12 protein-coding genes are annotated in these 16,417 nt (G+C 54.9%); 6 read left to right on the forward strand and 6 right to left on the reverse strand.

Annotation, left to right across the window (positions count from 1 at the left end):
• Positions 1-167 precede the first annotated feature (167 nt).
• Positions 168-509, reverse strand: coding sequence for a hypothetical protein (locus tag AC2IBB_RS08575; protein ID WP_486332465.1), 342 nt, complete (start codon positions 507-509; stop codon positions 168-170).
• Between the two features lie 377 nt (positions 510-886).
• Here AC2IBB_RS08575 and AC2IBB_RS08580 point away from each other — a divergent pair, with 377 nt between their 5' ends.
• On the forward strand, positions 887-1,903 hold the full coding sequence (locus AC2IBB_RS08580) for a hypothetical protein (RefSeq protein WP_486332466.1): 1,017 nt from the start codon (positions 887-889) through the stop codon (positions 1,901-1,903).
• Positions 1,904-1,927: 24 nt separating this feature from the next.
• Here the strand turns inward: AC2IBB_RS08580 and AC2IBB_RS08585 are convergent, their stop codons facing one another.
• Entirely contained in the window at positions 1,928-3,289 is a 1,362-nt protein-coding gene (locus tag AC2IBB_RS08585) for an MBL fold metallo-hydrolase RNA specificity domain-containing protein (protein WP_486332467.1), read from the reverse strand.
• 223 nt (positions 3,290-3,512) lie between these two features.
• Here AC2IBB_RS08585 and AC2IBB_RS08590 point away from each other — a divergent pair, with 223 nt between their 5' ends.
• Together AC2IBB_RS08590 and AC2IBB_RS08595 are read left to right on the forward strand one after the other, a co-directional pair.
• Entirely contained in the window at positions 3,513-5,030 is a 1,518-nt protein-coding gene (locus AC2IBB_RS08590) for a thymidine phosphorylase family protein (RefSeq protein WP_486332468.1), read from the forward strand.
• The gene (locus tag AC2IBB_RS08595) at positions 5,030-5,902 is read left to right on the forward strand and encodes a ribose-phosphate pyrophosphokinase (RefSeq protein ID WP_486332469.1); all 873 of its coding nucleotides are present in this window, start codon (positions 5,030-5,032) and stop codon (positions 5,900-5,902) included. Before AC2IBB_RS08590 ends, AC2IBB_RS08595 begins: the two co-directional genes overlap by 1 nt.
• A gap of 12 nt (positions 5,903-5,914) precedes the next feature.
• Here the strand turns inward: AC2IBB_RS08595 and AC2IBB_RS08600 are convergent, their stop codons facing one another.
• Positions 5,915-7,858, reverse strand: coding sequence for a sensor domain-containing diguanylate cyclase (locus AC2IBB_RS08600; RefSeq protein ID WP_486332470.1), 1,944 nt, complete (start codon positions 7,856-7,858; stop codon positions 5,915-5,917).
• Between the two features lie 113 nt (positions 7,859-7,971).
• On the opposite strand from AC2IBB_RS08600, the gene AC2IBB_RS08605 reads away from it, so the two are divergent.
• Positions 7,972-8,934 carry a D-2-hydroxyacid dehydrogenase gene (locus tag AC2IBB_RS08605; RefSeq protein ID WP_486332471.1) on the forward strand — a complete coding sequence of 321 codons (963 nt, stop codon included), beginning with the start codon at positions 7,972-7,974 and terminating at the stop codon, positions 8,932-8,934.
• Between the two features lie 179 nt (positions 8,935-9,113).
• Here the strand turns inward: AC2IBB_RS08605 and AC2IBB_RS08610 are convergent, their stop codons facing one another.
• Entirely contained in the window at positions 9,114-9,464 is a 351-nt protein-coding gene (locus AC2IBB_RS08610; protein ID WP_486332472.1) for a histone-like nucleoid-structuring protein, MvaT/MvaU family, read from the reverse strand.
• A 669-nt stretch (positions 9,465-10,133) separates the two neighbouring features.
• Here AC2IBB_RS08610 and AC2IBB_RS08615 point away from each other — a divergent pair.
• A complete protein-coding gene (locus AC2IBB_RS08615; protein WP_486332473.1) occupies positions 10,134-10,553 on the forward strand; it encodes a secondary thiamine-phosphate synthase enzyme YjbQ in 420 nt (139 codons plus the stop codon).
• Between the two features lie 194 nt (positions 10,554-10,747).
• Positions 10,748-12,115, forward strand: coding sequence for a YihY/virulence factor BrkB family protein (locus AC2IBB_RS08620; RefSeq protein ID WP_486332474.1), 1,368 nt, complete (start codon positions 10,748-10,750; stop codon positions 12,113-12,115).
• A 19-nt stretch (positions 12,116-12,134) separates the two neighbouring features.
• Here AC2IBB_RS08620 and AC2IBB_RS08625 read toward each other — a convergent pair whose 3' ends face one another.
• Together AC2IBB_RS08625 and AC2IBB_RS08630 are read right to left on the reverse strand one after the other, a co-directional pair.
• Complete coding sequence (locus tag AC2IBB_RS08625) at positions 12,135-14,549, reverse strand: DUF748 domain-containing protein (protein WP_486332475.1); 2,415 nt, start codon at positions 14,547-14,549, stop codon at positions 12,135-12,137.
• 548 nt (positions 14,550-15,097) lie between these two features.
• Entirely contained in the window at positions 15,098-16,318 is a 1,221-nt protein-coding gene (locus AC2IBB_RS08630; protein WP_486332476.1) for a DUF445 domain-containing protein, read from the reverse strand.
• Positions 16,319-16,417 lie beyond the last annotated feature (99 nt).

A 16,417-nucleotide genomic window follows, 5' to 3' on the forward strand; every position in this document is an offset into this window, starting at 1 on the left:
TGAGAAAAAACGAGATTTCTGTAAACACGAAACCGCTTTTTCGCCTGTTTTTTGATCAGATAAAAAGCAGGGGCGACGCTACTTCCCGAATATAGTGACTTAAGCTGTCACCAACCTGTCATGGAAGCGTTCCCATTAATTTTTTGTGACAGGGTTTACATTTCTAATTAGAGCCCGCTGAGGTAATCAGAGAGGGTATTTTGGGCCCGAGACAGTTCGTTGACGCCTTGCTCTGAACGGGACACGCCTGCGCACAGACTGAAACGACAAAACGGAATCTTTAGCCGCAACCCGCACGGGCGATATCTGGGGTTAACGATGAGGTCGACAGCAGGATAGTTCCCTTTGACAGCGTCGGATTTCCCGTGAGGCGCCGCCAGTGTTGTTGCGGCGGCGTCATTGGCGGGGCCTTCGTCGGCGTCCAATAACTCCAGTGCGGCGCCTATTGCTGGACGGCAGGCGATCAACGCGCGCAACAGTTCTCTTGCGCTACATTTGACGAGCTTCATAATCCGTACTCCGCTATATCAGTCCTTGTCTTTCTAAGCATAACTTATGCCGAGGTTGCGTCTATGACCCGGGTCAATATCCTCCAGAAGGCGCGTTTATTAATCAGGCAGAAAAATAGCTTACTTCTATCTGTCTGAAATGACAGGTCCGGCGCAGATCCGGCCTCGCCTAAGGGGGAATTAGCGCCCGGTAGTGACTGGATTTTCCTCTGTTTGCCGCGTATAGATTTAGTTCAGGCGTTTCCGCAAATATGCAGTTTTGCATCGACGCGGCTGTCCATGTCGTCAGCCACTGAACGCAAAACTGTTCGAGGATTTTCACAATAATTATGCTATGTCCCGCATTTTGGGCGGGACTTGGCGGTAGGAGGTGGTTCGTGTCTTCATTGCCCAGCGCTGCTTTTGCAAATGCACATGGTGCTGTAAACAGTCATGGTGTCGTAAATAGCCATGGCGCTAAGAGTTGCTTTATTTGCGGTCTGACTGTGCAGCGGGTTGTGATAGGCGCTGCGGCGTCGTCGGAACTGACTTGCGATAATCCGGAATGTCGACGTTTGTCGGAGCGTCGGGCCTCCACGCCGCCCGCCCTGTTTGACGCACAGGTGAAGTTTCACCGCCAGCGCATGCAGGAAAGAAAGGTGATTGCGGAAGCTGAGCAGCGCCGAATTGAAACGCAAAGCGCGGCGGAGGCCGAACAAAATCAAGAGTTATACGTTCGCCTCGCGAGTGCGGAAGGGCTGGACCCAAATGGCGCGCCTGTCACGATTCCGACCGCCCCGACGCGTATCGCCACTTTGCCGAAACGCCGCATTCGTCAGTACCGTGATTTCCTGACGCAAATTATCAGCGAAGCCTGTATGCACGGCCAAAATGACACGGAAGACGAGCTTGCCAGCCGCGCGCGCGCAGAGGCCAACAACAAGCCTTTGGAACACTCGGAAACCCTGGCCAACATGAATATGCATCTTTGCACTATGTGTAAAGGCGGCTGCTGCACCAGCGGGCGCGAGCACGCCTATCTATCGGCCAGCGTTATCCGGCGCTTCATGCGGGAAAACCCGGAGCTGCGTCCTCGTCATGTTCTGCAACTTTATTTGGATAAACTTTCCGGCAAGTCCATACGCGGCTCTTGCATTAATCACACAAACAAAGGCTGCAGTCTCCCGCGGGAGATGCGCTCGGACATCTGTAATGGTTATTTCTGTGATTCGCTGAAAAGCTTCAATCGCAAGTATGCGCAAGAGGCGCCGCCAACGCATATTATCGCTATCGCCAGGGCGCAGGATAATTGGAGTCGCTTTAATCCAGAGCAAAGCAATGAGGTGGTCGCCGCCGCCGTGGTGTCTTCAGAAGAGGCGAAACTGCTGGCGTTGCCGGACAAAGCCGGCGTATAGATCTGCGTCTCTTATTGCTTTCGCTCAGATTTCCAATTGCGCTTCGTCCAGGTATTCCGGCGCTGAGGCGCGCCAGCCCAACTCATCGGCGATGCGTAGCCTCAGCGCGTCCGCCGCCACCCTTTCGCCATGGGTGACATAGGTGTGTCGGGGCGGTTGCCTGAACCCTCTCAGCCAGCTCAGGATTTCTGCATAATCCGCGTGAGCGGAGAGGCTTTCCAGATTGATCACTTCCGCTTTCACCGGGAAGTACTCGCCATGAATCTTGACCTTCTCCGCGCCGTGGGTAAGCGCGTCTCCCCGGGTTCCCGGCGCCTGAAAACCGGCGAACACGACGGTGTTGCGGTGGTCCGGCAGCAGCGTTTTGAGGTGATGCAACACCCTGCCGCCGCTGGCCATGCCGCTGGCTGAAACGATGATGCTGGGGAACTTCTTACGATTGAGTTCTATCGACTCCTCTACGCTGCGCACAAAGTGCGTGCCTTGGTCGATGAGCGAGCAGTCTTCGGCGGTGAGGCGGTGCTCTTTGTGGTAGTGACAGAAGATTTCGGTAGCGCTGATCGCCATGGGGCTATTGAGGTACACCGGCAGGTCGGGAATGCTGTTATCCGCCTTGAGTTGCTGAACCAGGTGCAGCAAATGCTGAGCGCGTCCTACGGCGAAAGCGGGAATCAGGACGATGCCGCCGCGTTTGGCGGTGGCGTTAATCGCCTCACTAAGCTGCGCACGCACATCGATGTTTTCATGCAGGCGATCGCCATAAGTTGACTCCACCACCAGATAGTCCGTCGCCGCAATGGTTTCGGGCGGGTACATGATGCGGTCTTCCTGACGTCCCAGGTCGCCGGAAAATACAATGGACCCGCTGGCGCCGCTCAGCTTTACGCTGCCCGCGCCCAGAATGTGTCCGGCGCGGTGTATTTCAGCGGTAACGCCCTGTAGAGGGGAAAACTGTTCATGAAAATTCACAGTCTCGAAATGCTTCAGCGCTTCCCAGGCGTCTTTCTCTGTGTATAGGGGCAATGCGGGGCTGTGCTTGGAGAACTTGCGCTTGTTGGCGTAACGGGCGTCTTCCTCTTGCAGAAAGCCCGAATCCGGCAGCAACACTTTCGCCAGCGCATAGGTGGCGGGAGTGCAAAACACTTTACCTTTGAAGCCCTGCTTCACCAGTGCGGGAATATAACCGCTGTGATCCAGATGCGCATGACTGAGCACCACGGATTTGATTTCCGAGGCTTTGACGGGAAAGGGTTTCCAGTTTCGCTCACGCAGGGCCTTCACGCCTTGATACAGGCCGCAGTCCAGCAAAAACTTCCCAGCGTCCTCACTGAGTAGATATTTTGACCCCGTCACTGTGCCCGCCGCGCCGAGAAATTTCAGATGCATTGTGAGACTCCCTGAAAATTTAAGAAGCATTCCGCCTACTGTAATAGCGGAGTGAGCTTGGGTTTTTGACCTAACGCAGATAAGCCGTACTCGTGTTTATTACACTGGTCTCAGATGCGCCCTGATGTAGCCTGTTACTATCTTAGTCCAACGATGTTGTATCAGTCGGCGTAGCCAACGCGGACCTGTCGGGGCGAAGTTCGAACAATTTGCGGAAAACACTATGCAGCAACGCGAACTTAATTATTTGTTTCTTAAACGGATCGGCATTAACACCCAGCAAGAGCCGGTGGTCTATATGCGGCAGGATTGCCACGTATGCCGGTCAGAAGGTTTCAATGCGCATTCGCGGGTGCGGGTGACGACCAATAAGCGCAGCATTATCGCCACCGTGCATCAGGTGACTGACGGTTGGCTGTCTCATCAGGAGGCGGGATTGTCGGACGCCGCGTGGCGCCTGCTGGAGGCGGAAGACGGCGAGGTGGCTTATTTCAGTCACACCAAAGCGGTGGATTCGATGAGCCATGTGCGCGGCAAACTCTATGGCGCGATTCTGACTCCGGAAAGCGCAGGCGAGATCGTGAAGGATATTGCTGGCGGATTGTATTCGGACGTGCAATTGGCGGCGTTTGTCACCGCTTGCGCGGGTAGCCGTCTGAACCAGGACGAGGTGGCGGCGCTCACCAGCGCTATGGTGAAGGTGGGGCGCCGCATCGATTGGGGAGCCTCGCCCATCATGGACAAGCACTGTGTCGGCGGTCTGCCGGGCAACCGCACCACGCCGATTGTCGTCGCCATCGTCACCGCCTGCGGCCTGCGTATGCCGAAGACCTCTTCCCGCGCCATCACGTCGCCTGCGGGCACCGCTGACACTATGGAAACAATGGCGCCGGTGAATCTATCGCTGGCGCAAATGAAGAAAGTGGTGGAACAGGAAGGCGGTTGCATCGCCTGGGGCGGCTCAGTCAGCCTGAGTCCGGCGGACGACGTGCTGATTCGTATTGAGCGGGCGCTGGATCTGGACAGCGAAGGGCAATTGGTGGCCTCAGTCATTTCCAAAAAAGTGGCGGCCGGGTCTACTCATGTGTTGATAGACATCCCTATCGGCATGACCGCCAAAGTGCGTAGCCCGGAATATGCTGAACGCCTGGCGTCTCATATGCGCTATACCGGAGAAAAACTGGGCATTCAGGTGGAGGCGATGTTCACTGACGGCGCGCAGCCGGTCGGCCGAGGCATTGGACCGGCTCTGGAGGCGCGGGATATTCTGGCGGTGCTGCGTAATCAGGCGGAAGCGCCGTCTGATTTGCGCGAACGGGCGTTGACGCTGGCCGGACGTTTGCTGGAGATAGGTGGCGTCGCCAGTCATGGCGCCGGCGTCGCTCGCGCCAGAGAAACACTGGAGTCCGGCGCGGCGCTGACTAAGTTCATGGCCATCTGCGAGGCGCAGGGAGGATTCCATGAGCCAGCGCAAGCGCCGCACTGCTATGAAGCCGCTGCCGATCGTGTTGGGGTGGTTTCCTTTGTGAATAACCGTTTCGTGGCCAAGTTGGCGAAACTGGCGGGAGCGCCCTCAAACCCGTCTGCGGGTGTGGACTTCCATGTTAAATTGGGGCAAAAGGTGAGTGTGGGAGAACCGTTGTTCAGCATCTATGCGGAAGCGCCTGGCGAACTGGCGTACGCACTGGACTTTTTGCGCGATCACCCCAATGAAATCCGTATAGAAGAGGAAAGTCTATAATGTTGCTTTACAACCTGGCGCCGGGGCATCCGGTGGCTGAGAGACTCGCCGCCGCCCCCGGGATGGACGTCGGTCACTATCAATTGCGGCAGTTTCCCGATGGCGAGACCTATATTCGCATCGAGGGCGAGCCCCCCAAAAAGGCGATTGTGTGCGCTGATCTTTCCAATCCGGATCAGAAGACTCTGCCTGTTTTGTTATTCGCCGCCACCCTGAGGGATCTTGGCGCAGAGCATATCACCCTGGTGGCGCCTTATCTGCCCTATATGCGTCAGGATATCCGCTTTCATCCCGGCGAAGGAATAACGTCGCGTTATTTCGCGCGTATGATTTCCGCGCACTTTGATCGCCTGCTGACGATTGACCCTCATCTGCATCGTTATCATTCTCTGGATGAAATATACACCATTCCCGCCCGTTCATTGGCGGCGGCGCCGGCGATTGCGGACTGGATTCGCACTCACCTGGACAAACCGGTCATCGTCGGGCCCGACAGCGAAAGCGATCAGTGGGTGAGTCATGTGGCGGAGTTGGCGGGGTGTGATCGTCTGGTGTTCAACAAGACCCGTCTGGGCGACAAAGACGTTATTATCGACGCCAGGAACGCAGAGAAGTATCGGGAATATTCTCCGGTGATGGTGGACGATATCATTTCCACCGGTCGCACCATGATTGAAGCCGCTGCGGAGCTGGCGGCGGCGGGTCTGCACAGCCCTGTCTGCATTGGTGTGCACGCAGTGTTCGCGGACGACGCCTATCATGCGATTCAGGCTTCCCCGATCTCGCGGACAGTCAGTTGCAATACCGTGATTCACTCCACCAACGGCATTGATGTTGGCGGGTTGCTGTTGCAGGCGCTGCAGGAGCACTGAGCCGCCTGGTCGTTACATGCGGAAGCTGACGCCGTTGCCTCCGTTCATTTTAGCTTCCGCCAGGGCCTCCCGGGCGCGTTCCATCAGATCCTTGGATTCCCAGCCTTGGCTGGGAATGTCGCTGGACAGGCCAATGCTGACGGTGACGCTGAAGCGGGCCTCATCCACCTGAATCAAGGTGGCCTCTATTCGGGAGCGAATCTGCTCCGCCAATTGCAGAGCGCCTTCCGCAGAGCAGTGCGCCAGCACCAGCACATAGCAATCCCCCTCATATCTGAAAATACTGTCGCCAGCGCGGCGCGCCATTGAGCTGATCAGCTTGGCCAGCACCTGCAGGCAGGTGTCGGCGGCGAACTGTCCATACTGCTGGTTGACCTTCTGGAAGCGATCGATATCTATGAATACCAGCGACAGCGCAGATATTGAGCGGGAACAGCGGCTCCACTCCTGCAGCAGCATTCGTTCGAAGCTGGGCTTGTTCTTCAGCTGGGTAAGCTGATCAAAAGTGGCGATTTCATTGAGTTGTTCATGGGCGACAGACAGCTTTTTCATCGCTTCGTTCAACTCTTCCGTGCGGATGGCGACGCGGCGCTCCAGTTCGTCGTTCGCTTGCTGCTGCGCCATCAGCATCGACTGCTCCGCCTCTCTGGCGCTGCGTTCACGATGCAGCGCCAGCTCGCGCATGGAAATGTGGCGGCGGCGCTCGATGTTGATGCGTTGCGCCAGCGCCAGGGAAAAAATCATCACTTCCAGACAAGCGCCGATCTGGGGCATAAATCCGATGATGGTCAGGTTTGGAATCAGGCCTATTTTTTCCAGTGAAATGGCGATGTTGCCGAACAGGAATACGGCCCAGGCCAGTGTGAAATAAGCAGCGGTGGGCTCACGACGCGACCACTGCAGCAGGCCGATAACCATCCAGACTATTGAGACGACGCCGGTGGCGAGCACGGCGATTTTGATGCCGGTGGCGTAGCTGGCGGCGAATGCGAGAGAGCTGCAGGCCAGACCGAAAAACGCGCAGCTGATGCCGACGTAAGGCAGGATGCCGCCGCGCACATTGAGGTTGAGAAAGCGGTAGCCGAATAACGAGGCGAAGGTGACGCTGCATCCTATGAAAAACACCAGACTGATCTGGTTCCATTGCGGCGAGTGCGGCCAGATAAATTGAAACGGCGCGCCATGCAGGGCAAGCTGCACAATGGCGATCGACACCACGTATCCGACATAGTGCATGAACGTCAGATCGCGGATGACGAACCCCAGCGCAAGGTTATAGGCGGCCATCGCCAGCATGATGCCGCTGAACAGGAACTGCGCGGCGAGTTTCCATTGGTCGGCCTGCACGAAGGCGGAGGGAGTCCAAAGATCAGCGGGCAGCTCCAGCGCTCCCTGCGTGGCTATGCGAATGTAAACCGTCGATTTGCTGTGGGGCTTGAACTTGAACGGGAAAATGAAGTTGCGGTGGAACATGGGGCGTTCGCTGAAATTGAGCGTATCGCCGCTGTGATAGGCCTTTACGACTTTCTCCTCTTCCGTCAGGTAGACCCTGATGTCGTCCAATACCGGATAACTGATTTCCAGCCAGCGCTCTACAGACTCGGCGCCTGCGTTGGTGACGCTGAAGCGGAACCAGTGCGGCGATACGTCGAGACCGAAGTTAGGGGCGAAACGGCTGTTTTGCCGCCATCCCATCGGGGCGGTTTTGCGTTCCAGAATATCCTGGATTTTGATTTCTCCGTGGGGCTCCGCCACCCACCAGAGGTAAGGGGCGACCTCCAGGCGCTCTTGACGGGAGGTGAGTTGAATGGAGTTGTAAGTAGAGGCGAAAGCCTGCGCGCAGAGCAGAAATAAGCCGCACATGGCGGCGCTGCGAAGAAAGCGTGGCGCCGCGCTATGCTGGCGGCGCTGGTGGGCGCATTGAATAAGGCCCCGAAAAGAGCGTATAACGTTCACGATTTTGAATAGTTCCCGCGCTCGATGGGTATTGTTGTCATGGTTCTTACAATTTATAGCCGATGTTATCGAATCCTGTAGAGCCGGATTACGGAAATGGGAGACTTATCTTCATGAAAGCTGTGATTTTGGACGCCGAAAGTCTGGGGGCGGACATCCGTCTGGACTCTTTAAAAAAAACTGTGGCCGCCTTTGACAGTTACGCGGCGACGGCCCCGGAACAGGTGATGGAGCGCATCGCCGGCAAGGACATCGTTATTGTTAATAAAGTGGTGCTGAGCGAGTCGCATATGATTGGCAGTCCGGAACTAAAGCTGATCGCCGTCACCGCCACCGGGGTCAACAATATAGATATGGCGGCGGCGAAGAAGCATGGCGTGGAAGTCAGGAACGTCGCACACTACGGAACCGCCACTATCGTGCAGCATGTATTTTCCATGGTGTTGGCGCTGTCGAATAATCTGCTCCGTTACACCGCAGCGGTGGAAAGGGGAGATTGGGGAAGAGCGCGTCAGTTTTGTCTGATGGATTATCCGATTCGCGAGCTTAGCGGTAAGGTGTTTGGCGTCGTCGGATACGGCGACCTGGGACGCGCCGCTGGAGCGGTGGCGCAGGCGTTTGGTATGGACGTTAAAGTCGGCGCCCGCCCGGGAACCGAGCCAGGCGTTCGGGATGGTGTGGACTATCTGCCTATGCATGAGTTGCTGTTCCAGGCGGACGTGCTGAGTCTGCACTGCCTGCTGTCAGAGGATACGCGTAATATGATTGGCGCTTCAGAGTTGGCGTTGATGAAGTCTGACGCCCTGTTGATCAATACGGCGCGCGGGGGGCTGGTTGATGAAGCGGCGTTGGCGGATGCGCTGCGTAACGGCCGCCTTGGCGGCGCGGGATTCGATGTGTTGACGGAAGAACCGCCGGTGAATGGCAATTTGCTGCTGGCGCAGGATATTCCCAACCTGATTATTACTCCCCATTGCGCCTGGGCCAGTCGGGAAGCAAGACAAAGACTGGTGGATAAAACAGGAGACAATATTGCGGCATTCGCCCATCGTGAAGAACGGCGAGTGCGTTTATAGCAAGTAGAGAAACTGTTTTGGAAGTGGGCGCTGTATCTTTAATAAGTTGCGGCGTCAGAAGTCGCCAGCGCATTCCGGGCTGGCGACTTCAATCATTCTGATTAGCGGTAAATATTACGTCCTTATTGTTATTTCGCTGTTGCGCGACATGTAAACGTCGGCAATATAACCTGCGTTAATTACGCCACCAGCCAGCTTTCAACTTTCTCTTTACCGAATTTTTGTTTCCACTCGTTCAGCAACTTGTGATTGCCGCCTCTGGTTTCAACAACTTCACCGGTTTTGGGGTTCTTATACACTTTTAATGGGCGGCTACCGCGACGTTTGTCTTGCTTCGGCGATGTCTTTTCTTTGCCGTACATTTTCAATACATCGTCCAGGGTGACGTCGTACTTGCCCATCAAATCTTCAAGCTTCTTTTTAAACTCCAGCTCTTTTTTCAGGCCTTCGTCTTTTTCCAGGCTTTCAATTCTTTTCTGCAGTGCTTCAAGCTCAGCCAGGGCGGAATTGTATGCGTTTATCTTTTTCATTCTTATCTCCTCTGGTTAATGCAACAACGGCGTTCTGGTTTTTATAGTCGTTAACAGTTTAAATTTCCAGAAAATTATAAGAAATATTATTATCGAATGTTAATAGGCGCTTAAAAACTTCCATGGAAAATATTAAATGTACATGACGACCTTCTCATTTTTGCGTCATGAAATGCGGGCGTTCCAACAGCGATTTTGATATTTCGGCTGTGCATGGGAAAAATAAGGCTGGCGCTAATACAAAGAAAAAGTTCAAGGGCCGCAGCAGGTTAGCGACTAAGTGCAGAATGGTGAATGCTTCTGTATGTAAACCGGTTCCGTGAAGGTAAAGGCGTTAACTTGTATTGTGAGCAGTTTAGGGCGTCGATGTCAGCGAGATTTCAATTTCGCCTACATTATTTTTTAAGGCGCCATTTAGATCTAGCGTCAGTTTATGCGAGCAATGGCGAATTGGATTAATCTCTACGAGTCGAAAACCGGGAGGCTTGTTTCTCATCTTCGCGCTATGAAGTCCGTCTTCCCGTTCGCGACTGGGTTGTAAACGGCAGTATATGCTAAGGTCTTTGGATCAGAAAGAATGGCGGCGGAGCTTTCCCTGAACCTCAGGCGCGAGTAGTCAGCCTGTGGTAAAGTCGCACTTAGTCAATACAAGTTCAAGATGGCGGATATATGTGGCTGCAGAAAGAGATACGCTTGAAGCCCAAACAACGTGGGTTTCATTTGATTACTGATGAAATAATGCGTGAAGTTCCGGAACTGAAATCATTTAAAGTCGGTGTGATGCAGCTCTTTATAAAGCATACTTCCGCTTCTCTGACAGTAAATGAAAATGCGGACCCAACCGTTCGCCAGGATTTTGAAAGTTATTTCAATCACGCCGTTCCAGAGAATGAACCCTATTATCGTCATCTCGATGAGGGCCCCGATGATATGCCCGCCCATCTTAAATCCAGTTTGTTGGGCTCCAGCGTCAGCCTGCCGATCACTGACGGACGTTTTAATCTTGGAACCTGGCAGGGGGTATACCTCTGCGAACACCGCAATCATGGCGGCGTGAGAAAAGTGGTAGTCACCGTTTGGGGGGAGTAGAAGCGTCAGGTCCAGTCTCCCGAGGCGGGTTATTAACATGCCAATATCATCGCCATGTTAATAATAAGATACTGGCGTGCGGTGATCATGGCGGCGTAAGTGGGAGAGTAGCTACAATTTTGGGGAGATATACAAGGAATGGCTGCATTTGAACAATCTAATAAGCCTGAATTCGACGCATAATGAGAGCAACTATGAGTAAAGCGACGATAGAAACCTGGGTGTCGCGACTGGATCGCTGGCTTTGGGAGAACGAAACCGGGGGCGCGGCAGGCGGCATGATGCGGGTGTTATGGCACAGCGCTCGCGTCTTGTTTGCAGTGGTGCGCGATGTGTTATTCGGCCACGTCACGCTGCACGCCATGGGGCTGGTGTATACAACGCTGCTTTCCATCGTGCCTTTATTGGCGCTGAGTTTCTCCGTACTGAAAGGCTTTGGCGTTCATAATCAGCTGGAGCCGCTGCTGGAGAATGTCTTTCAGGCGTTTGGAGAGAAAGGTCCTGAACTGGTGCAGAACGTGCTCGCCTTTGTCGACAATGTCAAAGTCGGCGTACTGGGGTCGGTGGGCTTGGGGTTATTGATCTATACGGTCATTTCTCTGGTGCAGAAGGTGGAGCGCTCCTTTAACGAAATCTGGCGGGTGTCGCAGATTCGTTCTTTGGCGCAACGTTTCAGCTCTTACCTCAGTGTGATCGTCATTGGCCCGTTGCTGGCGTTTTCCGCCATGGGCGCCACGGCCACGCTGGTAGGCACGGATGTAGCGAAAACTGTACTAAGCATTGAGCCTTTTGGGCGTCTGTTCTCACTCGCTACCCGTATGGCGCCTTATGTCATCATCGTGGCGCTGTTCACTTTCATGTATCGTTTTATTCCCAATACCAAAGTGCGCACCCGGTATGCGTTCATTGGCGGGTTAGGCGCGGGGATCGCCTGGCAAACCACGGGCTATGTGTTCGCCAAGTTTGTGGTAGGTACGTCCAACTATGAGGCGATCTACTCTGGTTTTGCGGTGGGGATTCTGGTCCTGATCTGGCTTTACATTTCTTGGCTGATTCTGCTGATGGGGGCTTCAGTGGCGTTTTACGCACAGCATTCCCATCAAATTACCCGACAGCGGCGCGTGCGTCCCTGCGCGGTGATTGATGAGCGCACGGGGCTTGCCCTAGTGTACAAGGTAGCGAAAAAGTTCGATCAGCAAGGGGGAGGGGAGAGTATCTCCGGCCTGGAAGACACCCTGTCGGTGGGGCCGGAAACTATACAGCGCATTATCGACAAACTATTAAAAAAGGGAGTGCTGGCCATCACGGGCGATGAAGCGGACTCCTTGATTCCTGCGCGCCCTCTTGATCGCATTACCCTGGCGGAGCTGCTGCATGTGCTGCGTTCCCCAGAATATAGTCTTCCGGCTTCGCTGTATTCGGACAAGTCCGTGGACGCCATTGCTAAAGGGGTGACGGCGGCCATGGAAGCGTCTCTGGGACAAATGACCCTGGCGTCCTGGGTGCGCGGTGAAGATATCAGCGTTAGAGAAGCCGCTGAGCCAGAGAGGGCGGCAAGCTGATCCAGGGCGCGCAGCGCCCTTATATTTCAAACTCGATGCGGCCTTTGCCGCCGCTGCCTTTTTCCACTTCAGGACTACACAGCAGGATGCGGGAAGACGCGATCTTCCCGCCTTCCAGCACTTTCGCTTTGAACTTCTGTCCGCGATCCTCCGCTAATTGTTTCAGTGTTTTCAGTTGCTCCACCGTCAGCGCCTGGGTGTCGGCCGGATAGTTCAACTCTGATGGAGTGGCGACAGGGCAGGTCTTCACTTGCATGTCTTCCTTGTCCAGCAGCAGTTGGCGGAACTCATTGACGAAGGCTTGCTGTTCTGGGCCGACATCAGACTGGCCGGCCTGGTAGGGTAAGGGCTCGATACGGACTTTCAGCGCCTGTTCGCCGGCGAACTTCACAACCGTCACCACATTGGCGTAAGGCACGAAGGTTTTCACAAGATAGCCGCTGGCGGCTTCGAAGATGGCTTTTTGCGCAATTAACGCGACAAATCCGCTCCAGCCGAAACTGGGGTTGTCGACATCTCCCGACAGCGGCATGGCGAGCTCCACATTACCGTCGCCATCCTTCAGCATCCCCAGCGCCACGTTTAACGGTATGGCCCCGCCTTGCTGAATAGTGGCGGCGTCTCCGCTTTTGTCCGCGCCAAGGTCCATTCCTCGCAGCATGATTTTGGTGTCGCCGCTGATGCGGCCCTCATCAATGATCATGGCGAGAGTCATGTCGAACTGGCCATTACTGATGTCATACCCCAAAGCGTCGCTTAAATAGGGCGACACCGGCGGCAGGTTTATTTCCGCAATATTGGTGCGGGTGTCGAGGGATAATTTGGGAGCGAACGGCCAGATGCGCGTATCAGACTGGATCTTGGAGTATTGGTCCGTCTGCGCCTCCATGGTGATATGGAAAGCCTGCGCCGGGTTTTCGGTGGTCAGGCTTTCAGCGACCAGTGAATTGATGCGGATATCCTGCTGGAAAGGGGGCTTCACGCCCTCGTCAGTAAAGCTGAGCAGAGAGTCTCCCTTCACGGAAATCTGGTTGATCACCAGGTTGAAGGGGGCGCTTTCCGGCGTTGATGCAGTGTTTTCCTGAGTTGTTTCGACGTCGGATGGGGAGTCGGCCTGCGAGTCCTGATCCGCCTCTGCGGGGGAATGCTGAGACAGGGGCGTCAAGGTGATCAAATTGCGCTCTTTGTCCAGATGCACATGGGAACGCATGTCGCTTAGCTCCACCATTTCGATAAACGCCCTCTTGTCGCTGGCTTCCACATTGGAGACAAACAGGGTTCCCGCCTGCAGCAAGGGCGGCAGCTCTTCATTAGCGAGTGCGGAGCGGGATAACACCAGATTTTGTGAGCTGATCTGGTCCACCTTGACGCTCAGGGCCTCGTCCATGCTGAACGTGACTGGGGTCAGGTCCAGTTTGTCCCAGCCTGCCAGGATATAGCGCCCGGCGCTGTCATTGATGCTGGTTTTTCCGCTGTGAATCTTGCCATTCAACGCGATGTCTGGGGCGCCTTCCTGCGCCATACTGATCTGGAGAGGGTTCAGGTTAATGCTGGTGATGTCGCTCACGATGGACAGGTCTTTAAGCTTCAGATCGACTTGGGAGACATCCAGCTTTTTTGTCGTGGCGGTCAGCGTCAACGCGCCGTCGCGCCAGTCCACTACGACTTCCGCGTTCAGATCCAGGCCAGCGTTGCTGGATCGTAGATCGGCAGGCAGATAGTGTGCGAATTGCTGCATCTTCGCCTTGAGCGAACTGATGTCCAGCCATTGCACAAACTTGTCCGGACCGACGCGGAATTCTGTGGCGAGGACGATGTCTGCGCCGTTGACTTGCGTCATCACGTCGGCGAATCCGTTCCACTCGGCGCCTTTGCCTTTGATGTTTTTCAGGTTGAGGCTGAACACACGGACTTCGTCTTTCAACGGGGCTTGATCTGCAGCGCCCGCAGGCGGCAGTCGGCTGATGTTGATGGCGCTGTTGCGCAATTGAATGGAAGGCAGGCTGATTGTCCAGTCTTCCGCCGCAGACTCCTGAGAGGGGGCGGGAGGTTCTTCGCCTCCTGTGGGGAACAGCACGCCAGCGATGCGCCAGCCATCCTGCTCCTGGGCGATATTCAGTTGCAGGCCGTCTAAGGCGATTTTGTCCACGACCACCGTGTTTTCAAACAGGGGCGCCAGCTGCGCGGACACTTGCAGCGTTTCGAATTTAAGCTCCAGTCCCCGGGGCGTGGTGACGTTGACGCCGTGGCCGTTGATTTCGGTTGTGAACGGGTTGATGGAAAGGGACTCCGCCGAGAACTCTGCGTTGTGCTCTGCGAAGTATTTGCTGAGAGCATCCTTAGCGATGTAGGGACCGAGCCCCCAAATTCCCAGAATCAACAGGCAAAGAATGCTCAACAGAGCAATTAACGTTCTGCGGATGATTCGCTGCATATCGGCGCCCTTGGTGTTTTTCGTGGCTTCCCGCGCAATAGCGGAGTCTTTCTTAATCGTCGCCCGCCGCCGTCGACTTGTTGGCGTTTGAATGCCGAAAGCTGAGTCGTGTCAGAAGGTTACGGAAAGTTTAGCCAGTCCTGTGCGGCGATCCAAGGGGAAATGCGCCATCCTTAGGCTTTGTTTGTTCCTCGCGCATGCAGTAGCCCGATGCGTTTACTACATTCGCGAGATTTGGCCTAGCACATCACAACGCTCAAGGATCATCCGTTCGTAGGATTCGACCATTGCGGGGTTGCTGGAGCCGCACGACTTCCGGCTGTCCAGGTACCGGATGAGTCGCTGTACGTCTCTGAACAGCTGTCTTTCCAGTCGGTCCTTTGAGCTGGCGTGGTGCGATAACTTTGTTGGAATGTTATTGATCGCCATGAATGTCACACTATGTTACTTTTTGCGTAATTGTAGATAAATTACATTGCATGTCAAAAGTAATAGGCCAAAAGTATTAATAATTTGTGGCGCGCCTCTCGTTTTTGGCGTTAATTTGATCAGGCGAACACAAAAATTACCTGCGCCAGCCCGGCTAACGCTCCCAATACGCCGCCAATAGCGATTAATTTGATCTCATCCTCCTGAAAGCAGGGGCGCAGCAAGTCCTGAAACTCCTCTGGAGATAACGCCTCCATGCGGGTGCGCATGATATTTTCCACTACGATGGCGCGTTCTTCGTTAAAAAGCGGGTCTTTGAATGCGGTTTTGGATATCTCCAGCGCCTTCTCGCCGACTTTCTTTTTTAATTCCGCGAAGGCGGTGGGCCCGAAGGCGATTTGAGTGATGGGTTTGGCGACGCCGGTGGTTGCGTCCACCAGCGGCTTGACGTGCTTTTTCACCAGAGCGCGGGTGCGAGCGCCGTTCGGGCCGTTAAGCATGGCGTTGACGATGTTGCCGACGGTCAGGATGTCGTGGGTGACGATACGGCAGAAAGTGGCCGCCACTTGAGGCTGCCTTTTCAGGAACAGGCCCTGGATGGTGACCGGGCCGACCTTGGCGGGGTTGAGAGGGCGGAAGATAAGATTGAGGGCGATCCAGTTCGTGGCCCATCCCACCAGAAACCCGCACACCGGCAACACCCAGTCAACGGAATAAAAGAACCAGAGAGCCATCTGCAGGACTCCAAAGCCAAACCCCAGCCAGAGTCCGCTGTAGATCAGAAAACGAAACTCTGCGGCGCCGCATTCCAGAAAGATGCGATTCAACAGCTCCTTATCTTCCACCAGTCGCTCCGTCACCATGTGTTTGAGGTCCAGCAGGTCTTCGATTTGGCGGCCGATGTCGCTCACCAGATTGTCGATCAGACGCGGCGCGTTTTTGCGTACGCGTTCGTAGACTTTGTTTTTCACCGCCTGGGGCAGGTTTTCCCAAAGCGTGCGGTGCTCCGCCAACATGATTTCGTCAACGTACTCTTCTACTCGGGGCAAAATGCCGGCGACGATGTGCCCAGCCAGAACCTGCGGATCGATTTGCTCGAATAGCTCCTCTACCGCTCCCAGCTTGGAGATAGTGGAGTCCACGCTGATGACCGCCATTTTTCCGGCTTTCGACGGAATGATTCCCTGCCATCCGAAGAAAGGACGAAAGCCAATAAATTCAATGGGGTAAAAGGTCAGCTTGATCGCCAGCCAGTTGGTGCTCCACCCAATCAGGGCGGCTACCAGGGGAATGCTCAGATATTTCCAAAACTCGGGGTTTTGTAACCACTGCCAATCCATCGTTTCACTCTCTCTGCAAAGGTGGGCGCGCTATTGTCATTAAAATGTCATAGGTTATGCACACTAATTGAGCATGGCGTTGAAGCGTCAAAGTTTTGA

It is taken from the genome of Hahella sp. NS-SX17, from assembly GCF_057367735.1.